We start from the raw sequence: 21,322 nt of genomic DNA, 5'->3' as shown, positions 1-21,322 counted from the left end.
CTTCACTCCACTTCTGTCTCCAGCTCTTGGATCCGTTTCTCAACGTAGCGTGTATCCTTGTGAGCGTGGTAGGTTTCTTCCTTCTCTACAATGACTGCCGTGTTATACTCCGGGATGCCTGCATACTGCTCATACACGCCTTTGGGAATCAAGGAGTTGCCTTCAGGCCAATGCACCTCAATGTTGCCTGGTTTTACGTCGGCACGCTTAACTCTTCCGTGCATGCTGCCGTAGCTGTTGTAGATGACGATCGCCTCTCCTTCATTCAAAGAGAGAGCGCGAGCGTCGTCGTTATGAATAAGCACATCGTAGCGATCTGCTTCATTGAATGGATCGATGTCGCTGTAGATCATCGAATTGAACTGCTTGCCGCGGCGCGTCGTCACCGCGAAATGCCCTTCCGGCTTCCGCAGCTCCGGAAGTTCGATCGGCAGCAGCGCACCGCGGCCATCCGGCGTCGGACAGACGCCGTCCTCGCACAGCCACGCGCCGCCGTATTGAAACACATCACCGCGCTCACGCAGGTGTTGGATGCCATTGTAGCTCGGCGCGGCTAGAGCAATTTCCGCGCGGATGGCTTCTGCGCTGCCGCAGCCCAGCTGCTCGGCGGCATCCGGTTTCACGCGGCGGGCGAGATCGACGTAGATCGCCCATTCCGCGCGTGCTTCGCCGATGCGGGGGCCGGCGATCTCGGGCGAGAAGTACACCATCCGCTCCGTGGAGGTGGACGTGCCCCCTCCGGGCTGCTCGTAACGCGTCATCGCGGGCAGCACAACCACAGCCTCCCGCGCGTCAAGCAGCGTGGAGGTATTCAAGATGATGTCCTGGTGAACACGGACATCGATGCTTGTGAGAGCCTCGCGGACGAATGCCGGGTCCGGCATCGTCTCGAGGAAGTTGCCGCCGGATGTGTAGAACATCCGGAGCTTCCGCTCCTGCTCCTCAGGCAGGAGCGCGTTCTCTAGGGTGACACCGACGATGTCACCCTGCCATTTCGGCAGCTCGAACCCCCAGAGCTGCTCGATTCTTGCGCGGTCGGCGGCGTTGGCGATTTCGCCGCCCGGCAGGCTAAAGGGATCGGCCCCCATTTCGCCGGATCCCTGTACGCCGCTGTGGCCGCGGATGGGCATCAGCCCGCAATGCTCGCGGCCGAGGAAGCCTCGCAGGAGGGCGAGATTCGCCACCTGCGAGATGTTGTCCGTGCCGAAGCGGTGCTGTGTGAGCCCCATGCTCCACACGAAAACCGCGCTCTTGGCACGCGTCAGCAGCTCCGCGAACTCGCGCATGCGTTCGCGGGTGAGGCCGGACGACTGCTCCAGCGTCGTCCAGTCCTGCTGCGCCACGTGGGCGCGCAGCTGCTCTAGCCCGTTCGTGTGCGCCTGCACGAACGCAAGGTCAATCGCGGAGCCCGGCTCACGCTCCTCCATCTCGAACCATATCTTCATGACGCCGTTCATGAAGCCGATATCCCCGCCGATGTTCACTTGGTACACATCATCGGCCAGCTTCGTCCCGAATAACGCTGATTCGGGTATCGAAGGAATCCAGTACTGTTCCATGGACGGCTCGTAGTACGGGTTAATGACAATGATCTTCGTCCCTTTGCGCTTGGCCGCGTACATATACTTCGTCGAGACCGGCTGATTATTCGCGGCCACGCTGCCCCAGAACACAAGGACGTCCGTGCCGATCCAGTCCTTGTAATTGCACGTCGAAGCGCCCACGCCAACGGAGCGCTTAAGTGCCGTCTTCGACGGAGAGTGGCAAATACGCGAGGCGTTGTCGATGTTGTTCGTACCGAGCAACCTTGCCACCTTCGCTGCCACATAGTACGACTCGTTCGTAATCCCCCGAGCCGTCAAGTAAAAAGCCATCTGCTTCGGATCAATCGCACGCATCTTTTCTGCAATCGTGTCCAGCGCCTCATCCCATGTGGCTCGGCTAAATTTCCGCTCCCCATGGCGGCGGATGAGCGGATAAGGGATACGCCCGAGCTGTCTGAGCTCAGTGCTGCTCATGCGGCTCAGCTCGTCAATGTCTGCATGCAGCAGCTCCTCGCGAATCGCCGGCATCGTGTTCAAACGCAGCACATTCAGCCGCGTTGTACAGAGATGCGGCCCTGCCAGCGTTTGGTCGTAGAGGCCTGACACGCCTAGCGCGCAGCCATCGCACACGCCTTGCGTCAGAATGCGATACGCATAGGGCAGATTATCGCGATTCTGCCAGGCGATTTTTGCCGTTTCGCGAATATGCTGCGGCTTTATTTTCCCGAGGCCGAACGGCACCTTGCTGACCCACAGCTTCGGATCTGGTTTAGCGGGCAGCTTGATTGGCCCCGTATGCTTCGTTTTCCCCATATTAAGAACGCTCCTTAGTTCTATTTTTCAACTCTTCCACTCTTCCCCCTACTCCGTACACCCAATAGCTGCCCTATCGCACCCCAGCAAGCAAAAAACCACCGCAAAACACTCCCCAGACCTCCTCTCATTAGAGGAAGCCTCAAGTCATGTCTCACAGTGGTTAGTCTCCGGCAGGTTCGCTACCAAGTGCCAAGCACCTTAACCTATGTATATGCTGCTAATAGAGCTATTATTTAACCGAAAATAGAAGTACTTTTTACACCATATCTACTTACAAAACTTCTTTTCCAAATCCTGATCAAAAACGAACACCGACATCCCCTCATCCAGCTCAATATCGATATCGACGAACAGCTTAACGAACTTCGCGCCAAGCAGCTCCTCCATCTCGACAGGGGGGTGTTCTTTATAAATCTCTTTCACCATTTCCGTGCGAGCCGTGCGGAGCATTTGCCTGCCATCGCCGGTTTTCGCTATAAACTTTTCAACGGGAGAGAGGTTTCCTGCCATTTCGCATATTCCCCAGCACTTACAAAAGGTCGTCATCACGCGCTCTGGCCCCTTGCCCATATGCTTTTTGCGATAAGCTTTCACCAGGTTACTAAATTCGGCCTCCATTCGGTTCATCGGCCAGCCACCTTTATATTTACTGCTTCAATCATAGCAAGAAAGCGTATACCTGACAACTGAACCGCTAGACTCATTTAACAAGGATAAACGACTCCGTCGTCCTTCTGGGACGAGCGGTGTCAAGGTAGATGCGAAGCAAAAGTATAAAACTTATACTTTCTTATCTACTAAAAAAGAGCGGACAACTTTGTCCACTCTTTCACTTCCTACTATAAGCGAATCTGCTTTAAGCGAATTATTTTTTCGGAAAATATTTCTCCAGGTCATCCAGCAATAAATTAGCCGCTTTAATTCCGCCTGCTGTATTCCAAACCGCATCACTTACCTTGTGCACCTTACCTTGTTTCACGACATCGAGGTTTTTCCAAAGCGGATCATTCGTCCATTCTTGCTCAATTTTATTCGCTTCGCCCTTTTCGTTATCCCATGTGAAATAGAATAGAATGTCCCCATTCATATCCGGAATACGTTCTTTCGTCAGATCATCTGCGAATTTATCTTGATTCTGCGAAGCTGGCCGTTCAAAGCCCAGTTTATTGAGAATAACCCCTGAGAACGTATCCTTCATATAAATACGAACTTTACCCGGCATAAAACGAACAATCGATACCTTCGTCGTTAACTGATCGCCTGCTTTTGCTTTGAAATCTGTGATACGCTTCTCGAAATCTCCAATGATTTTATCGCCTTCAGCTTTTTTGTTCAAAGCTTCCGCATACAGCTTGAAGTTGATCTGCCAATCGCCTGAAAGTCTCTCCGAAAATACGGTGGGAGCAATAGCTGACAGCTGCTCGTACACTTTTTCCTGACGCACCTTATTTCCGATGATTAAATCAGGCTTTAAAGAAGCGATCATTTCTAGATTTGGTTGGTTTTCGTCCCCAACTATTTTCACGCCTTCCATATCCGCTTTGATATGATCATACCAATCCCCTAATGTAAAAGACTTCACCGCACCAACAGGCTTAATCCCCATCGAGAGAACGGCTTCCGTGCCTTCATTTGTTAACACGACAACCTTTTGGGGAGTGCCTTTTATCTTTGTTTCTCCCATGGCATGTTTAACGGTATATTCTTCCGACTGAGCGGGCTGACTTTCTTTCTTCGTATTCGTGGTAGCTGCAGCATCCGACATCGAATTGTCTGTTTGTTGTCCGCAACCAGCTAGGATCAGCATGATCATCGTAGCAAGAATAAGCAGCTTAACTCCATATGTACGATTTGCAGCAGAAAAATGGGTATGCATAAATAGTTATCTCTCCTTCAAATATTATGATAATGATTATCATTATCTATAACATCCTAATTCCTTTACTAGCAAATGCAATATCTCTACAGGCTAATGCCTCTTTTCATAAAAAAAAAGACCAACCTTCATTTGAAGGCTGGCGCTTTAACACTCCATTTTGTAAATCAGTGTCTCTATCTTCAATCGTTATCCTCTTCATCCCATTTACGGGAGTATGCTTTCTTCGTTACCCAGAATGTCGAACCTACTATGATCAAAAGGGCAATAATACCTAAGATGATGGCACCAACCATTGTCTAACTCTCCTCTTTTGCTTATACTCAGCCCCAATTACTTATAACCCTTACTATAGCCCGAAAATCTGTAAACACGCAAACAAACAAGCCTTTTTCACTTGCTAAAACAAATCCAACTGACGTGGTCCAAGCCCTTCATATTCTAAACCGAGCAGCCCCATCAATTCCTTGGCATTCCCTGCGGCATGTCCGCCTGAATTGTTATTGAAGATCACGCATACCTCCCGCGTATGCTCCTGAAGCGCTAGCAGCCACGTCTTCCACTCCAGCAGCTCTTGCTGATTGTAATGGTATAAGTACCGTACGTCACGCCAGTTCGCCTCGTTGTTTTGCACCCAACCGCCAATATTGCGGCCGTGGAATCGAACCATCGTCATCTCAGGGTGTGTAACCTCCAGCACGGTAGGCACCGAACCAATCCCGGCCTGCGGCTCATCACAGATGCTATGCATCCAACCCTCTCGCCGCATAAAGGTGAGCGTCTTTTCACGCATTTCCTCCGTAAACCAGCTCTGATGGCGGAATTCCAGCGCTACGGGTACATCGCCCATCTTCTCTTTAGCATCACGAAGCACCTCCACATTCGTCTTGTTGCAATCAAACCAAGGTGGGTACTGAAACAGAACAGCTTTAAGCTTCCCCGCTTCTTGAACAGGTCGAATCGATTGTAAGAAAGCCTCAAACATTTGCTCCATCCCGCCGGCAAAAGGATTCTCTCCCCGCAGATGGCCCGTCATTCCTTGGTATGCCTTAATAATGAATCCAAAGCGTTCTGGGGTCTCTTGGTTCCATTTTAAATAATTACGTTCCGGTTGGATAGCGTAAAAAGAAGTATCCACTTCCACAATCGGAAAGTGTGCGCCATACTCCCGCAGCTTCCCTTTGCTGCCGCCTAACTCATGGTCGCCCCATCCGGCTAGACCGATGTTGATCATGCCCTTCACCTCTCGGATAATCGTTAACTCCATTGTAGCGTTCTAATACCAACAGAAACAACTTATCTAGTCATAAACCAGGCATATCTCCCTGACATTACGTTGTCAGTAAGTTGTTATATAATGGAATTTATATAGCGAATGATCGTTCAAATCATAGGAGGCACATCCACATGTCGTTAATCAATTCTTCAGACGAGGGCTGCGCTAAAATGGACATTTCTAAACCCGCCATGACCGGCTTTGCCAACCATACCCTCAGTCAGCGTGCCTTAAACCGAGCACTACTAGCTCGGCAATTGCTCCTCGAGCGCTCGGACATGCCCGTCCTCCAGGCTGTCCGGCACCTCGTCGGCCTGCAGGCGCAAGCTCCTAACCCACCCTATGTGGCGTTGTGGACTAGACTGCAGAACTTTCGCCATGAGGAGCTGTCTCAGCACATCATGGATAGAAGCATTGTGCGCATCGCCCTCATGCGCTCGACAATCCATCTCGTCACGGCCGAAGACTGCCTGACGCTGCGCCCCGTCCTGCAGTCCGTGCAGGACCGCGCCTTAAAGGGCACGTTCGGCAAGAAGCTTGCCGAACTGGATCTAGACGCGCTCGCCGCCGCTGGGCGAGCGTTCCTCGAGGCGCAGCCGCTCACCTTCAGTGAGCTCGGCAAGCGCCTTCAAGCCAAGTGGCCGCAGCGCGATGCCACGGCTCTGGCTCAAGCGGTGCGCTGCAGCCTGCCGCTTGTTCAGGTGCCGCCCCGCGGCATCTGGGGCGCCAGCGGACAGGCCGCCCACACCACAGCGGACGCTTGGCTCGGCCGCCCGCTGGCACAAGGGCAAGACCCCGAAGCCATGCTGCTGCGCTACCTGGCGGCCTTCGGACCTGCATCCGTCAAGGATATGCAGGTCTGGTCCGGGCTTACTCGGCTGCGCGAGGTGATTGAGCGGCTTCGCCCAAGCCTGCTCTCCTTCAGCGACGAGCAAGGAAACGAGCTGTTCGACCTGCCGGACGCTCCTCGGCCGGACCCTGCAATCCCAGCACCGCCGCGTTTTCTATCGGAGTTCGACAACATGCTCCTGTCCTACGATGATCGCACCCGCATCATGCGCGATGAAGACAAGCATCAGGTGTTCACAGACAATGGCATCATCCGGGCCACGCTGATTGTCGATGGTTTTGTTCGCGGCATTTGGTCCATCACCCAGAAACGCAAATCGGCTATTTTGACCATCAACTTATTCGAGCCATTATCCCAAGTTGAACACATAGAAGTTGCTGCGGAAGCGACACGGTTGTTTGAGTTCATCGCTCCTAATGCCGATACACGAGATATTCTCTTTCAATGAGAAAACCTCTATCGAGGCCTTTCGAAGATGAGCGACCGCGTTTAACGAGGTGAGACTTTGGTCTACGACCAAAGATCCCTATAAGCGGAGAGACCGGAGAGACTTTGGTCTACGACCAAAGATCCCTATAAGCGGAGAGACTTTGGTCTACGACCAAAGATCCCTATATTAGGTTTTATCGCCAATAAGAAAACGGTTTTCGGGTAACGAAAAACTCTTATGTGGTCAAAAAAAATAAACCCCGACTGCCCTCGAGGTTTACTATTTTTATGGAGACTATGGTTTTATGGACTACTGATTTCCAATGTGCCTTTTATTTTACCCAGGTTAAGCCTAGGTTGGGTTCGTACAATTTATCACTAAATAGCTTAATCAAAGAGGGATTGTTGTATTTTATACAACAATAAGCAAGTTATTCCCCGTTATCCCGACGATTGTTGTAGAAAATACAACAATTTCTCTCAAAAGTAGCTCTATTTGATGAAATGAAGCTAAATTGTTGTACGAAATACAACAACTACTGCTTAGTTACAAAAAAACCACGAAATTGTTGTACATTGTACAACTTTAGCCCATTTTAGCCGGAAGAGACTGACACACTGAAAACAAAAATCACTCCCCGAGTGAGAATTCATTTATCCGTGAACTCAAAAAACAAACCCCGAGGCCGCCCTCGAGGTTTGTTCTTATCCCGTACTTCACCAGTACTTCACCAGTACTTATCCACCCTACTTCTGCGCCTGCTTCTCCCACTTCGCTTTCAGTGCACTTTCTATTTCAGCAAACACCTGCTCAGTAGTCTTACCTTCCGTGGAGATACCTAATTTAGCGGCTTTTTTATTCACTGCTTCTGCCTTTTTACCTTCTTTACTCGCCTTTAAAGCAGCACGTATTTCTTTGGCTGTCTTGCCTTCCGTTGCAACACCCGCTTTTGTTGCTTTTTCTTTCAGGCTCGTCAAAGCTGCCGCTTGTAGCTCTGTTCTAATCTCTTTATTTGTTTTTCCATCTGTGGTAACACCGAGCTTTGCCGCCTTTTCTTGCAATTTCGGTAAAACAGCTGCTTTGAGCGCTGCTCTCAGCTCTTTATTCGTTTTCCCATCCGCGCTAACACCGAGTTTCGCCGCTTTTTCTTGCAGCTTCACTTGAACAGCCGCTTGAATGTCAGCTTTCAGCTGTTCCGCTGTTTTACCGTCAGTGCTAATACCCAGCTTCGCTGCTGCTTTGTTCAATTGTTCCGTGTGTTTGGCAGAACTTAAAGCTTTTAGCTCCGCTTTGATCTGTTCACTCGTTTTACCATCTGTTGATATACCAAAAATTTGCGCTTTATCTTGAAGCAGCTGCTTAACTGGTTTAGTGGATTTGCTTGTTGTCGCTTGAGTATTAGCCTGTGCATTCGCAGCAAAAGCCGCAATCGGAACTGTTAATACAATTGCACCAACCAACGCAATGCCTGTTAATTTTTTCAACATAAGTATCGCTCCTCGATTCGTTTATGGTTATGTTTACCTTACGAACCCTATCTTACCGAATAGTTATGTCATAAGTTTGTCATGCGGCGAAGCATAGGCGACTGCAAAAATATTTTAAACACCGTCCCCATTTGAAGTTGAGATTCCACTCGAATCGTACCGCCATGAGCTTCTACGATGTGTTTGCTGATTGTTAAACCGAGACCTGCGCCGGAACGGTTGCGGCTTTCATCCGTTTTATAGAAACGATCGAATAGATGCGGCAATTTCTCTGGCGCGATACCTAGTCCGTTATCCCACACTTCTATCCAGCGTTCGTTCTTGACTACTTTTACTCGAATACCCGCCGAGGACCCCTCAGGAATATGGTTAATGGCATTGTCCAGCAAATTGATAAACACCTGCCTCAACCGGTCTGCGTCCGCATAAACCAAGTATGGCCCTTCTGCCTCAGAGCTCAGCTCGATCTGCTTTGCTTTAGCTTTCATCTTGAGTTGGGTAACCACCAGCCCTATTAAGTCAGGCACATCGACATCCTGGAGGTTTAATTTGACCTGCTTCTCCTCAAACGACGACAGTTCCATCAAATCATCAACCAAATGGCTCAGCCGAAGCGTCTCCTGAAGAGAAACTTGGATGAATTCCTTCGCGTCTTCAGGCTCAACAACGCCATCCGTTATCCCCTGCAAGGAGGCTCGAATTGTCGTCAACGGCGTCCGCAGCTCATGGGATATTTCAGATAGAAATCGCTTGCGTCCATCTTCTACTTTCTGCAGTTTGCCGGCCATTCGATTCAGAGATCCTGACAGCGAGGCGATTTCGTCCTTACCTCTAACCGGTACCCTTCCACTGAAATCCCCTAAGGCCAAAGCCTCTGCGGTTTTGCTCATGAGTTGAATCGGCTTCATAAAATGTCTGGAAACAAAGTACAGGACAGCAATCGCAAGCAATGCAACCGTTAAGGCAGATAGAAATATCGCTCGATTAATGCCATTGATAGTGCCTTGAATATTCACGATTGGAGTGTATAAGAAAATCCCGCCAATGACACGATTCTCCTGCATGACGGGTCGCCCGACAATGAGCATTTTCACCGAACTGTTTTGAGCAAAATTGCTTTGCACCGTCACTTGATTACCCGACAGCACTTTTTCCACCCATTCCTTACGTGCTGGGGCCTCGCCCACCGCCTGAATCTTATCCAGATTTGCTTTGGGATGCTTGATAACGGCAACATGAACGTTCGAAGTCTTCTCAATGGCGCTAATCTGCTTACGAAAATCCTTCAGCTGTGTCGAGTTATCGAACAGATCCTTGGCCAGCTCACCAACCTGCTCCACCTTCTCTAGCAGGAGCTTCTCGCTGCGTTCATAGGTTTTCTGTTTCATCGAATAGCCAATGGTTCCTGAAATGGCAAGAATGGACACAACGGTAATCGAAATATAAATAAATAATAACTTGCGGTAAAAGGAGTTCAGCATGCACCTGGGCCCTCAAACTTATATCCTACACCCCATACGGTACGGATGCTCCAGTCCTCTTTCCTGTCCGTCAAAGCAGAAAGCTTTTGTCTCAAACGTTTAATATATAAATCCACGACGCGGTCTTCACCCTCGAAATCCCAACCCCATATTTTGGCGATCAGGTCCTCCCGGGTAAATACTTGATTCGGGTTTCGCACGAAAAACAGCAGCAGTTCATACTCTTTCTTGGGTAAAGCAACGAACTGCCCTTCTACAGTCACGTCATGGGACAGGCTATCCACTCGCAAGCTGCCCACTTCATATAGATGAGCAGGCGCAGCAGCTTCTGTGCGGAGCAGCGTCCTGCGGAGTATCGTGGTCACACGAGCAACCAATTCATTCGGGTCGAAGGGCTTCACTAGATAGTCATCAGCGCCCATCTGCAAACCTTCAATTCGCTCATCCACGTGACCTCTAGCCGTCAGCATGAGAATAGGAACATCACTCTTCGCACGAATTTTCTGGCAGACCTCCCAGCCATCACGTTTAGGCATCATTATATCAAGTACAATGAAGTCTGGGTGCAGCTCATCAAACTGAGTTAGCGCCTGTTCACCATCATTTGCGGTTATTACTTTATATCCATTTTTCTCCAAATATAACTTCGTAATCCGGCAAATATTAAGATCATCATCTACCACCAATACGGTTGTCACGCGGCACGCTCCTTATGAAATAGGATTCATCATTTATATTACTGGATATTTGTGATCAAAAAATTTATTTTTTCAAAATCGTTTTTTACCCCGCTCGATTTCCAGCACAACAAAAAATCCTAGTTTTCACTAGGACTTCCTGTCTAATCCTCATATGAACTCATCCGAGCCCAATTTTACACTTCAAAAGAGCTTTTCAGCGAGACAATCAGGTTAAACACCAGTTTGTCGCTTGTTGTATGTTTCGGATCTACGTTGAAATAGCCGTGGCGGAAAAATTGGAACTTATCATGCGGCTTTGCTTGCTTCATATTGTCTTCCACGAAACCTTGCACAATTTGCAGTGAGTTTGGATTCAAATTCTCCAAGAACGAAGCATCCTCGTCCTCTTCGTTATCGAGAATCAGCGGCTCATACAGACGGAACTCCGCAGGTACAGCACTCTTCGCATCTACCCAGTGGATCGTTCCTTTGACTTTACGGCCCGTAAATCCGCTGCCGCTTTTCGTTTCCACGTCATACGTGCAGTGCAGCTCAACCACTTTGCCGTTCTCATCTTTGATGAAATCATTGCACTTGATGAAATAGGCGTTTTTCAACCGCACTTCGTTGCCGGGAAATAACCGGAAATATTTGTTCGGCGGATTTTCCATGAAATCGTCTTGCTCGATGTAGATCTCGCAGGAGAACGGAATTTGGCGATTGCCCATCTCCGGATTCTCTGCGTTATTCTCCATATCCAGCATTTCGACTTGATCCTCAGGGTAGTTCGTGATTACGACTTTGAGCGGATTCAGCACACCCATCGTACGCATCGCCTTTAACTTCAAATCCTCACGGATAAAATGATCCAGCATCTTCGCATCAACGACGCTGTAGCTGCGAGCTACACCGATTTCGCGAGCGAAATTGCGAATGGATTCAGCTGTAAAGCCTCTGCGGCGAAGACCAGAAATGGTTGGCATCCGCGGATCGTCCCAACCGTCAACGGCTTTCTCGTCGACAAGCTGTTTCAGCTTTCTTTTACTCATCACCGTGTTCGTTAGGTTAAGGCGTGCAAATTCATACTGTCTAGGCACATTCGGCATCTCGCACTCGCGAACAACCCAATCGTAGAACGGGCGTTGGTCTTCGAACTCGAGCGTACAGATGGAATGCGTAACACCTTCAATGGCATCTTCCAGTGGATGCGCGAAAGCATACATCGGGTAGATACACCAAGCATCTCCCGTATTATGGTGATGAGCATGTACGACACGGTAAATGATTGGATCGCGCAGGTTGATGTTCGGCGAAGACATATCGATCTTAGCACGAAGAACACGCTCGCCATCTTTGAATTCACCGGCACGCATACGCTCAAACAAGGCGAGATTCTCTTCGATACTGCGCTCGCGGTAAGGACTGTTCGTACCCGGCTGTGTAAGCGTCCCGCGGGTTTCGCGGATTTCATCCGCTGTTTGGTCATCCACAAAAGCTAAACCTTTGTTGATCAAAACCACCGCACGTTTGTACATTTCCTCGAAATAATCGGAAGCAAAAAACAAACCGTCCCATTGAAAACCGAGCCAAGCGACATCCGCTTTAATGGATTCCACATATTCTGTATCTTCCTTCACCGGATTCGTATCGTCAAAGCGAAGGTTCGTTAACCCCTTGAATTCATCCGCAAGCTCAAAATTAAGACAAATCGACTTCGCATGTCCTATATGAAGGTAACCGTTCGGCTCCGGGGGAAATCGGGTAACTACCTGACTGACTTTGCCTGATTTCAGATCTTCGTTTACAATGTTCTTAATGAAATTGGATGGCGTGCTTACTGCTGCGCTCTTCGTTTCCATATGTTCCCAGCCTTTCTCCCACGGGTTAAAGTTTTATTTTCTATCATACACTATATCTTACTCAAATATAAAGGAGCCAGCGAGATGGAGACATTCGAACATTACTTAGATAAATATGCAGAGCTTGCCATACGTGTCGGATTAAATGTACAAAAGGATCAGACTGTCGTCATCATGACGCCGATCGCCTGTGCTGACTTTGTGCGCAAGCTAACGAAAAAGGCTTACGACGCTGGCGCCAAAGATGTCGTCATCGATTGGGACGACGATGAAGTGAAGGCGCTGCGCCTCAAGCACGCCCCGGAATCCACGCTGCGCGAGTACCCCATGTGGCGAGCAAACGGCCTGGAAGAGATGGCAAAGGACGGTGCAGCCTTCCTCCAAATCTACGCGCCTAACTCCGATTTGCTCAAAGACGTAGACCCTGAACGGGTCGCCATCTCTAGCAAATCTACAGCCACTGCGCGCGAAGGGTTCCTGAAATATTTGCGCAGCAATCAGGTGAACTGGTTGATGGTCTCCTTCCCGACAGCGGAATGGTCGGCTAAGGTGTTCCCGGATTTGAGCGAAGCCGAGCGCATCAAGAAGCTGTGGGAGCAGATTTTCAAGCTGACTCGTGTGGATAAAGATGATCCGGTTGCAGCATGGAAACAGCATATCGAGACGCTGACAGATAAGCAGAATCTACTGAACAACAAAAAGTACAAGCAGCTGCATTTCAAAGCTCCTGGTACAGATTTATACATAGAGCTAGCCCCTAAGCATCAATGGGTTGCCGCAGGGAGCGAGTCGGAGCGAGGTATTTTCTTCGTGCCGAACATCCCAACGGAAGAAGTATTTACGATGCCTGCACGAAATGGCACGAACGGAACCGTTCGCAGCACTTTGCCGCTGAGCTATCAAGGCTCACTAATCAATGGATTCAGCTTGAAATTCGAAAATGGCCGAGTTGTCGAGGCGACCGCTGAGGTGGGTCAAGAAGTGCTGAATAAGATGCTGGACATGGATGAGGGCGCCCGTTATTTGGGTGAAGTGGCACTTGTTCCTTATGACTCCCCCATTTCACAGTCAGGACTCATTTACTACAACACCCTATTCGACGAAAATGCTTCCTGTCATGTCGCACTCGGTAATTCATATCCGTTCACGATTGAAGGTGGAACGACAATGAGCCCCGAGGAGTTAACCCAGAATGGCTACAATAAAAGCCTAATTCACGTTGACTTCATGATCGGCTCAGCTGACATGCAGATCGATGGCATTCTGGCAGATGGAAGCCGCGAAGCTTTGTTTCGCAAAGGAAACTGGGCATAAGACGGCAAGCATGACTTCATAGAAAGACCGCCACATCATGGAACAATTGCACTCCGTGAGATGGCGGTCTTTTTTTAACGTAACTTGCCAGGCAGCGTTTTGACAATGGAGGAGTCTTTCAGAATCCATTTCCCTTGTTTCCATTTCCAAACAGAGATGGCGTATCCAAGTGTATCTGCGTTCGCAATACCCGTGATTCGCTGAGCACCCTTCAGCTCACAGTACCCATCCCGATCAATATCTATCGGCTTCAGGGCGCCATAACCATGAACATCCACAATAATCGGCTTCACTACACTACCATTTTTGTATACACCGAATTTCTCGTAATCGTCCTTGCGGTCTTTGATATCGATTTTGAAAGACTTCCCTGTCTCTTCAATTTTCATCTTTACCACATAATTCTTCTTAAAAGTTGCCTTTACATGAAGTGGACTAGGCAGCGGGATAGCGGTCGGAACATTATTTTTCAGTGAGTAAATATAGTAGTTGGATAGCCCCCCGCTGCCCCCTGTTTCGGCGGATACATAGATTTGAGGCAGTTTGTCCTGAATAAAGTCACAAAAATCCATCTGCGGGTTATATCCACCCTCAAGCGGAATGACTACTTGGGTCTGGACTGGTCCTACGACGGTAATAAATAGCTTATCATAGTACGGACTACTACTATCCGACTTCATCCCTATCAGGGATACTGTATCCGGCTTGCCGTCACCAGTGACATCAATCTCACGTGTTTGTATAAGCTCGCCTTGCTGTGCAGTTTGTGGCGGTGGTGGCGGCATCTCTTCAGCGGACACGAATCCAACTCTCCATAAAGATGAGCTGCTCAAAAGTAAACTAATTACCGCTGTGCCTAGGGCGATTTTAAACCATTTTCTGAACATGTAATCCGACTCCTAATATAGGGATCTTTGAGCGTAGCTCAAAGTCTCTCCTCTTTGAGATTTGAATTCGGCTTATTATTTCTAAATTTTCCATCGGGTATGCGGAACTCCACAAAGGGAATTCTTTCTCTGAAATCGAATGTTAAAGTTAACATATATGAATCGATGAGGTGCTTTTCTTGAAAATTGATCGTCTGCTTGCCATTACCATGCTGCTTCTAAATCGAAGAAGAATTAGCGCTAAAGAACTTTCGGAGCGTTTTGAAGTGTCATTACGTACGGTTTACCGAGACGTTGAGGCCATTAACCAAGCTGGCGTTCCTGTAGTTTCTTATGCAGGGATGAGCGGTGGCTACGAAATTATGGACCAATATCGGTTGGATCGCCAATTTCTGTCCCTCGATGAGCTCCAATCTATTATTGTTGGCCTCAAAGGAATCCGCTCTACCGTCGGCGACCAAGAGATCAGCAACCTTCTTGATAAAGTCGGAGCTCTTGTGGCGAAATCGGAACAGAACACCGTCGCTAACCTAAACAATCAACTTATTATTGATATGAATCCTTGGCGTGGCAGCAATCAGGACAAAGAGAAGCTGAGCACCCTGCGCACATCAATTAAGGAATCTAAACTGATTTCCTTTCAATATATTACTTCCCAAAGTGAGCAGTCTGTGCGAACAGTAGAACCTATGGGCATTGTGGTCAAAGGCTTTGGCTGGTATTTGTACGGCTACTGCCTGCTTCGCCAAGATTTTCGCGTCTTCCGATTATCTCGGATGAAGGATATTGAAGTGCTTCAGAGAACCTTTGAACGTAAAGAAGGAGCCCTAGAACAGTTAGATCATAACTGGGGCAAAAGAGCCCCCTCCTCGCTCATCAAACTCGTGCTGCATGCGCAGCCGAATGTTCGAGCTCAAGTAGAGGATTATTTCCGTCCTGAGCAAATTACCGTTCAAGCTGATGGCACTTTGATGATTACCGCCACTCAACCGGATGAACCGTGGCTTCATGGCATGCTTCTTAGCTATGGCCCCAACCTGCGAATCATTGAACCGGCCCATATTGCAGCCATCATCAAAGATAAAGCTGAAAAAATCGTTCAACTATACGCAAATGAACACTGACAGGACGTTGTCAGTGGTGGTTGTCTATAATGAGATTATGAAGTAGGCGAGACAAATAAATTAATGCTTACGATGCCAGTATTTCTGGCGAAAAACTCAAGTTAATGCTTACGATGTCAGTTTTTCTGGCGAAAAACTCTAAGGAGGCTCACCCATGTTTAGAACAATCGAAGATTTTGTAAATGAATGGAACAATGAAGCAAAAGCTACCCAACGCGTGCTGGACACTTTGACAGATGCTTCACTTAAACAGCAAATCGCGCCCGACTTCCGCTCGCTAGGACAATTGGGTTGGCATATCGCGACTACCATTCATGAGATGACCTCACGCACTGGTCTTACGTTCAATGCTCCCGAAGGCGAAGAATACGCGCCAGCATCCGCCAAAACAATTGCCGACACCTACCGCACCTCCTCAGCCGGGCTAGCAGAAGCAATCCAGTCCCAGTGGACAGATGCTAAGCTCACTGAAAGCACTGATATGTATGGTGAGCAGTGGCTCAATGGTTTAACGCTGCGCATCCTCATTTCGCATGAAATTCACCATCGTGGTGAAATGATCGTCTTGATGCGTCAAGCCGGACTGCGAGTACCGGACATCTATGGTCCGACTCGCGAGGATTGGCTGGAGCGCGGCATGCAGCCGTTGGTGTGATTTAAAGTAGATATAGTAAGAAGTCGTTGAGAACTAGCTTGTCTTTGGATGAGTTTGAAAGAGAATGAAAGAGCTTGAAAGAGATTGAAAGAGATTGAAAGAGCTTCAAAGATCTTCAAAGAGCTTCAAAGAGATCGGAAGAGCTTGGAAGAGCTCAGGAAAGATGAAAGAGCACATCCTCCATGTGCTCTTTTTGGCTTTTTAGGGATTGTATATATTTTTGAAAGTCATTCGATAGAGTTGTCCCCAAAGACATATCTGGAACACTCAACTTCCACTCTGTGAATTCGAAGCCTGCATGCTACTTCCATTGGATTAATTCCAGTGGAAGTAGGGATTTGATAGCCTGGATGCCCATTCCATTGGAATAAATCCAATAAAATTGCGCTTTTCGAAGCATGAGAGTCGATTCCATTGCATTTTCTACAATGAAATTTCCTAAAACACCAATTTTACTCAATAAATCGTGAATTCCATTGTATACTTTACAACAGAAGCTCCTGCAGCTTCCTCACTCTCTCTCGGATACCACTGTTAAATCAAAATTTAATGATAACCCATCCAACAATACGAGGCATAAGCAATGAGCTATACCAAAAGAGGAGGCGAACCTATGCAAAATCAAACGGTCATCGTAACGGGCGCTAACTCAGGAATGGGCCTGGCCACTACTGTGGCGCTAGCCAGCCAAGGCGCCTACGTCATCATGCTGTGCCGCAGCCGCCAAAGAGGCGAGCAGGCACTGATCGAGGCGCGAAAGCAGAGCTGCTCGGAGCGCATCGAGCTTATGCTGTGCGACCTCGGCTCCCTTGCGAGCATCCGTTCTTTTGCCGCGGAGTTCCATGCCAAGCACAATGTGCTGGATGTGCTTGTGAACAACGCGGGGGTCGTCACCGTGAAGCGGCAGACTACAGCAGACGGCTTCGAGGCCATGATGGGTGTCAACCATCTCGGCCATTTCCTGCTGACCAACCTGCTGCTGGACGCCATCGTCCGCTCCCCGCAGGGGCGGATCGTGAACGTCTCCTCCGGCGCCCATAAGATCGGGCGCATCGATCTGACCAACCCTCACCTCACCCGAGGATATCGTGTCTGGAGCGGATACGCCCAGTCGAAGCTGGCGAATATCCTGTTTACCCGCGAGCTGGCGAAGCGGCTCGCCGGCACTTCCGCCACGGCCAACTCGCTGCACCCCGGGGCCGTGGTCACAAACCTCGGTGTCGATCGCGACACCGGATTCGGCAAGGCCGTGTATGCGATGCTGCGGCCGTTCTTCTTGACGCCGGCGCAAGGCGCGGAGACGGCGGTATATTTGGCCGCGAGCCCGGACGTGCGGACGGTCAGCGGCGAGTACTACTACAGGCGGAGGATCGCGCCTGTCTCCGCCAGAGCCCAAGACGAGGAGCTAGCTCGTCAGTTTTGGAATTGGAGCGAACAAGAAGTAGGATTAACACCAGCCAAAGAGTAGGCGCGGAAGGGAATCTTCAGGAACTCTTCGCCCCTTTCCCATGGATAAAAACTGGAAAATGAGGAAACATTATTCGAGCATTTACCCTCATTTTCGGAGTGTGACATGAATTGGACTTTTTTCATAGCCAAGAATCTCTAACCACGATCCAGTGGATTTTGCGCGCTGTTGCAGCCTATCTCTTCTTATTAATTGCGGCCAAAGCTTTGGGGCAACGCTCGATCTCCCAGCTGCGGTTTTTGGATTTCATTATTGCTCTCATTCTTGGAAATATTATTGCCCATCCGCTTTCGGATGAGCATTTAGGTTTAGTCGGCTCCATGATCACCACGATTGTAATCGTAGTCTTATATATGACAACCTCCTGGTTAAGTCTAAAATGGAAATTCCTTAAGCATTATTTAGACCCTCCACCGCTTAGGTTAATTAAAAATGGACAGATTCAAATGAAAAGTCTGCGCAAAGCTAAAATTTCTATAGATCACCTCTTCTCTGAGCTGCGTAAGCAGCAGATTGAAGATATAGCCAAAGTCGCACTTGCGCTGTGGGAGCCAGGGGGAATCATTTCCGTGTTCCTCGAGCCTCCGTATCATCCCCTCACCGCAAAAGATATGTACATACCAACGTCGTCGTTCTCCCTCGTGAAGCCGATTATTGTTGAAGGTTCCAGCGATGACAAAATGCTCGCTCAGTTAGGAAAAGACCACGCATGGCTGGATGCTCAGATTCACACTGCACATCTTGATATGAAGGATGTTGAACTAGCTACCATAGATGATCAAGATCAATTGCGTATATATACCGATTTAGACACCAATGAAAAAGACGAGCAAACGCTGATCTGATAGCGTCCGTTCGTCTTTCTGCTTTTAGATGAGAAAGCTTTGGATCTGTCGTTTAAGAAAGCGCTTTAATATATTTGGAATTACAGCTAAAATATAACTAATATCGTTTTGGAATTGTTTGGATCCATTCTTTTTATCGGGACAACGTTTGGGTAAAGTTTTGGACTCAAACAAGCAATTTGAGGAATGAGGTGACCTTATTGAAAATGCCGCATACTTGGTTTCAAATTGGCAGTCGCAAAAGTGCACTGACGACGATGATCGCCTCTAATTTATTCATCCTGTTGATTCCACTTGCAATGGGACTCTTTTTGTACGCCAAAGTGGAGCAGAGTCTGGAAACAAACGCCAACCGTTCCAATACGGCGATGCTAGAGCAACTAAAGCTGTCGCTGGACTATGAATTATCGGAAGTAGATAATTTAATGCGCCAGGTCGCGCTCGATCCGAAGTTGGATTATATGTTGAAAATTCCGAAAGATGCGGACAGCGCCGATAAATACCGTTTCGTGGAATTCATGCGCAACCAATTGAGCAGGTACCGCAGCATGGTTAGCAGTTTTATTTTTGACTATTACGTTTATTTTGACAGCAGCGATACCATCGTCAAAGCAGATTTATTGACCGATTCTCGTACGTTTTATTCCACCTACTATACTTTTAGGGACATGACGTATGAGCAGTGGCACAAGGAGATTTTGACAAGTACGCACAGCATGTCTTACTTGCCAGCCGCCTCCCTTGCTCGCGGGAATGAAATATCCACTAACACCGAATACGTTCCGAAGGAGGTCGTCGTCTATGAACAATCGCTTCCCCTTCGTTCGCAATCCGATGTCCTCGGTAATTTTATCGTTCTGATCGATGTCGACCAAATCAAACAAATGTTAAAGCAGTTGGAAACAGCTAGCGACAGTGCGATTTATATCATTGACCATACAGGAAAAACAATTATGAGCACGAGCGATATACCATTTTCGCCCGACCTTCTCAATCGCATTGAAACCAATAGCAGTCCATTCGATTACCGAATCGCTGGCGTCAATCAAATGGTATCGGTTACGTCCTCGCAAAAGGCGGGCTGGAAGTATGTGTCGGTAACGCCGAATGACGTATTTATGCAGCAGGTCAATCAAATTCAAACATGGTCCTTAGGACTTTTCATTATATGCTTGATCGCTGGGCTGCTAGCTGTCTACGCCGGGGTATACCGCAATTACAAGCCGCTTCAGAAAACGGTGAACGCGATTATGCGCGGGAAAGACATGATCGGGCGCCCTGCCTCCAACGAGTACGAGTTTATCCAACAGACGTTCGAAGGCTCGATTCACGAAGAAAAAAACTTGCGCAACATGCTAGCCCAGCAAATCCCGTTAATTCGAACCAACTATTTATCCCGCCTCATACGCGGTTATATGGACGTGGATGTTTCCTCAGAAAACGAAGAAACACTTCGGTTCATGGATCTATCGTTCGTAAGCGATCGTTTTGCCATACTCCTTGTCAAGATCGAAGACATAGATGATTTCAGCGAAGAACAATCCGAGCAAGGCTGGGCGCATGCAAGGTTTATCGTATCGAATATAGGTGTCGATCTTATTCAACTGCATCATACTGGGTATTCGGTTGAGCTCGATCGCGATCGTCTTGCTTTTCTCATCAACCTGGAGAATCGGCGAGGAGATCGCTCTGCTGTCGATATACGAGAATTTGCAGAATCGCTTAACAGCATGATTTCACAAAGATTCAAAATCAACATAACTGTAGCCGCAGGAGAGATCCATCAGGGGCCAAAGGCGATTCGCGACTCCTACCCAGAAGCGCTATCAGCACTTGAATATAGACTTATTAAAGGGAAAAACGCAGTCATCCACTTCCAAGATATCATAGATGCCACACAGCACTATTATTACCCGCTTGAAATCGAAATACAGCTTATCAATTTCGTTCGGAGCGGTGATTCGGATAATGTGGAAAAGCTGCTCTCTACGATCTATTCGATGAATTTCGATTCTAGCCACATCACGCCGGAACTTGGTAAGTGCTTGTTCTTCAATGTAATGAGCACATTTTTGAAAATTGTAAACGCCTCAAATACGAACCCGGAAGAAGTGCTTGGCGCGAATTTCGATCCGATCAAAGCGGTTTTCAGCTATCCGACGGTGGATGGCATGTACCAGAAAACGAAGGATTTGTACGCAACGCTCACCCGCTTGTTTATAGTCGAACGGTCCGACCACAGCACGCAATTACTGCAGGAGATCGTCCATTTTGTAGATCAAAATCTCGATGATCAGAACATGGGGCTGGCGCTTGTTGCCGACCGCCTCAAGATGACACCGCCATATATTTCCACCTTCTTCAAAAAACATCAAGGGCAAAATCTGTTAGATTACGTCACACGCAAACGGATTGAAAAAGCGAAATTGTTGATGGAGAACAAGGAGCTGACGAACGCACAAATTGCGCAAATGGTCGGTTATAATAACGACGTTGTGTTCATTCGCGCTTTCAAAAAGCAGGAAGGTATTCCGCCAGGAAAATACCGCGAAACGATGAGGCTGGGCAAAACCAGATCCGACGCATAAAGGGCAGCCTCTAGGGCTGTCCTTATTTTGATAAGTAAGCTGAATGTGGAATATAGACAGGATATCAGTGCTCCTTGAAGGAAGGAGAGCAACAAATTATACACTGACGTTTTTTAATATCTCACTGATTTGTTTTCTACTA

At 48.3% G+C, this 21,322-nt stretch carries 16 protein-coding genes; 7 read left to right on the top strand and 9 right to left on the bottom strand.

Annotation, left to right across the window (positions count from 1 at the left end; translation table 11 throughout):
• Window positions 1–2: 2 nt before the first annotated feature.
• The 4 genes from ASD40_RS08090 to ASD40_RS08075 all read right to left on the bottom strand — a co-directional run bounded on the left by ASD40_RS08090 (window position 3) and on the right by ASD40_RS08075 (window position 5,470).
• Window positions 3–2,357 carry an FdhF/YdeP family oxidoreductase gene (locus ASD40_RS08090; protein ID WP_057302802.1) on the bottom strand — a complete coding sequence of 785 codons (2,355 nt, stop codon included), beginning with the start codon at window positions 2,355–2,357 and terminating at the stop codon, window positions 3–5.
• Between the two features lie 270 nt (window positions 2,358–2,627).
• The gene (locus ASD40_RS08085; protein ID WP_057302801.1) at window positions 2,628–2,987 is read right to left on the bottom strand and encodes a DUF2294 domain-containing protein; all 360 of its coding nucleotides are present in this window, start codon (window positions 2,985–2,987) and stop codon (window positions 2,628–2,630) included.
• A 238-nt stretch (window positions 2,988–3,225) separates the two neighbouring features.
• Entirely contained in the window at window positions 3,226–4,236 is a 1,011-nt protein-coding gene (locus ASD40_RS08080) for an ABC transporter substrate-binding protein (RefSeq protein ID WP_057302800.1), read from the bottom strand.
• Window positions 4,237–4,636: 400 nt separating this feature from the next.
• The gene (locus ASD40_RS08075) at window positions 4,637–5,470 is read right to left on the bottom strand and encodes a DUF72 domain-containing protein (RefSeq protein WP_057302799.1); all 834 of its coding nucleotides are present in this window, start codon (window positions 5,468–5,470) and stop codon (window positions 4,637–4,639) included.
• A gap of 173 nt (window positions 5,471–5,643) precedes the next feature.
• Between ASD40_RS08075 and ASD40_RS08070 the strand changes: the two genes are divergently transcribed.
• Window positions 5,644–6,810, top strand: coding sequence for a winged helix DNA-binding domain-containing protein (locus ASD40_RS08070; protein WP_235549200.1), 1,167 nt, complete (start codon window positions 5,644–5,646; stop codon window positions 6,808–6,810).
• Between the two features lie 728 nt (window positions 6,811–7,538).
• On the opposite strand, the gene ASD40_RS08065 is transcribed toward ASD40_RS08070, so the two are convergent.
• From ASD40_RS08065 to ASD40_RS08050, 4 genes are all read right to left on the bottom strand, one after another.
• Window positions 7,539–8,279 carry a hypothetical protein gene (locus ASD40_RS08065; RefSeq protein ID WP_057302798.1) on the bottom strand — a complete coding sequence of 247 codons (741 nt, stop codon included), beginning with the start codon at window positions 8,277–8,279 and terminating at the stop codon, window positions 7,539–7,541.
• 68 nt (window positions 8,280–8,347) lie between these two features.
• Window positions 8,348–9,760: a sensor histidine kinase gene (locus tag ASD40_RS08060; protein WP_057302797.1), complete on the bottom strand. Its 1,413-nt coding sequence runs from the start codon at window positions 9,758–9,760 to the stop codon at window positions 8,348–8,350.
• Complete coding sequence (locus tag ASD40_RS08055; RefSeq protein WP_057302796.1) at window positions 9,754–10,458, bottom strand: response regulator transcription factor; 705 nt, start codon at window positions 10,456–10,458, stop codon at window positions 9,754–9,756. Before ASD40_RS08055 ends, ASD40_RS08060 begins: the two co-directional genes overlap by 7 nt.
• 176 nt (window positions 10,459–10,634) lie before the next feature.
• Window positions 10,635–12,299, bottom strand: a complete 1,665-nt coding sequence (locus tag ASD40_RS08050; protein ID WP_057302795.1) for a glutamine--tRNA ligase/YqeY domain fusion protein — start codon at window positions 12,297–12,299, stop codon at window positions 10,635–10,637.
• Between the two features lie 84 nt (window positions 12,300–12,383).
• Between ASD40_RS08050 and ASD40_RS08045 the strand changes: the two genes are divergently transcribed.
• Window positions 12,384–13,613, top strand: coding sequence for an aminopeptidase (locus ASD40_RS08045; RefSeq protein WP_057302794.1), 1,230 nt, complete (start codon window positions 12,384–12,386; stop codon window positions 13,611–13,613).
• Window positions 13,614–13,687: 74 nt separating this feature from the next.
• Here the strand turns inward: ASD40_RS08045 and ASD40_RS08040 are convergent, their stop codons facing one another.
• Complete coding sequence (locus tag ASD40_RS08040; RefSeq protein ID WP_057302793.1) at window positions 13,688–14,500, bottom strand: hypothetical protein; 813 nt, start codon at window positions 14,498–14,500, stop codon at window positions 13,688–13,690.
• A gap of 179 nt (window positions 14,501–14,679) precedes the next feature.
• Here ASD40_RS08040 and ASD40_RS08035 point away from each other — a divergent pair, with 179 nt between their 5' ends.
• From ASD40_RS08035 to ASD40_RS08015, 5 genes are all read left to right on the top strand, one after another.
• Entirely contained in the window at window positions 14,680–15,624 is a 945-nt protein-coding gene (locus tag ASD40_RS08035) for a helix-turn-helix transcriptional regulator (protein ID WP_063860399.1), read from the top strand.
• Between the two features lie 154 nt (window positions 15,625–15,778).
• Complete coding sequence (locus tag ASD40_RS08030; protein WP_057302791.1) at window positions 15,779–16,279, top strand: DinB family protein; 501 nt, start codon at window positions 15,779–15,781, stop codon at window positions 16,277–16,279.
• Window positions 16,280–16,892: 613 nt separating this feature from the next.
• A complete protein-coding gene (locus tag ASD40_RS08025) occupies window positions 16,893–17,747 on the top strand; it encodes an SDR family oxidoreductase (RefSeq protein ID WP_057302790.1) in 855 nt (284 codons plus the stop codon).
• Between the two features lie 110 nt (window positions 17,748–17,857).
• Window positions 17,858–18,592 carry a DUF421 domain-containing protein gene (locus tag ASD40_RS08020; protein ID WP_057302789.1) on the top strand — a complete coding sequence of 245 codons (735 nt, stop codon included), beginning with the start codon at window positions 17,858–17,860 and terminating at the stop codon, window positions 18,590–18,592.
• A gap of 206 nt (window positions 18,593–18,798) precedes the next feature.
• Window positions 18,799–21,180 carry a helix-turn-helix domain-containing protein gene (locus ASD40_RS08015; protein WP_057302838.1) on the top strand — a complete coding sequence of 794 codons (2,382 nt, stop codon included), beginning with the start codon at window positions 18,799–18,801 and terminating at the stop codon, window positions 21,178–21,180.
• Window positions 21,181–21,322 lie beyond the last annotated feature (142 nt).

The organism is Paenibacillus sp. Root444D2, assembly GCF_001426375.1.
Taxonomy (GTDB): domain Bacteria; phylum Bacillota; class Bacilli; order Paenibacillales; family NBRC-103111; genus Paenibacillus_E.
The sequence above is the reverse complement of the archived record's forward strand: the minus strand, read 5'-3'. Positions and strand labels throughout refer to the sequence as shown.

What these genes read in the sequence shown, in the direction of transcription:
- ASD40_RS08080 (WP_057302800.1), bottom strand. Translation starts at nt 4,236, where the DNA reads ATGCATACCCATTTTTCTGCTGCAAATCGTACATATGGAGTTAAGCTG.
- ASD40_RS08060 (WP_057302797.1), bottom strand. Translation starts at nt 9,760, where the DNA reads ATGCTGAACTCCTTTTACCGCAAGTTATTATTTATTTATATTTCGATT.
- ASD40_RS08025 (WP_057302790.1), top strand. Translation starts at nt 16,893, where the DNA reads ATGCAAAATCAAACGGTCATCGTAACGGGCGCTAACTCAGGAATGGGC.
- ASD40_RS08040 (WP_057302793.1), bottom strand. Translation starts at nt 14,500, where the DNA reads ATGTTCAGAAAATGGTTTAAAATCGCCCTAGGCACAGCGGTAATTAGT.
- ASD40_RS08015 (WP_057302838.1), top strand. Translation starts at nt 18,799, where the DNA reads ATGCCGCATACTTGGTTTCAAATTGGCAGTCGCAAAAGTGCACTGACG.
- ASD40_RS08090 (WP_057302802.1), bottom strand. Translation starts at nt 2,357, where the DNA reads ATGGGGAAAACGAAGCATACGGGGCCAATCAAGCTGCCCGCTAAACCA.
- ASD40_RS08045 (WP_057302794.1), top strand. Translation starts at nt 12,384, where the DNA reads ATGGAGACATTCGAACATTACTTAGATAAATATGCAGAGCTTGCCATA.
- ASD40_RS08070 (WP_235549200.1), top strand. Translation starts at nt 5,644, where the DNA reads ATGTCGTTAATCAATTCTTCAGACGAGGGCTGCGCTAAAATGGACATT.
- ASD40_RS08065 (WP_057302798.1), bottom strand. Translation starts at nt 8,279, where the DNA reads ATGTTGAAAAAATTAACAGGCATTGCGTTGGTTGGTGCAATTGTATTA.
- ASD40_RS08050 (WP_057302795.1), bottom strand. Translation starts at nt 12,299, where the DNA reads ATGGAAACGAAGAGCGCAGCAGTAAGCACGCCATCCAATTTCATTAAG.
- ASD40_RS08075 (WP_057302799.1), bottom strand. Translation starts at nt 5,470, where the DNA reads ATGATCAACATCGGTCTAGCCGGATGGGGCGACCATGAGTTAGGCGGC.
- ASD40_RS08085 (WP_057302801.1), bottom strand. Translation starts at nt 2,987, where the DNA reads ATGAACCGAATGGAGGCCGAATTTAGTAACCTGGTGAAAGCTTATCGC.
- ASD40_RS08030 (WP_057302791.1), top strand. Translation starts at nt 15,779, where the DNA reads ATGTTTAGAACAATCGAAGATTTTGTAAATGAATGGAACAATGAAGCA.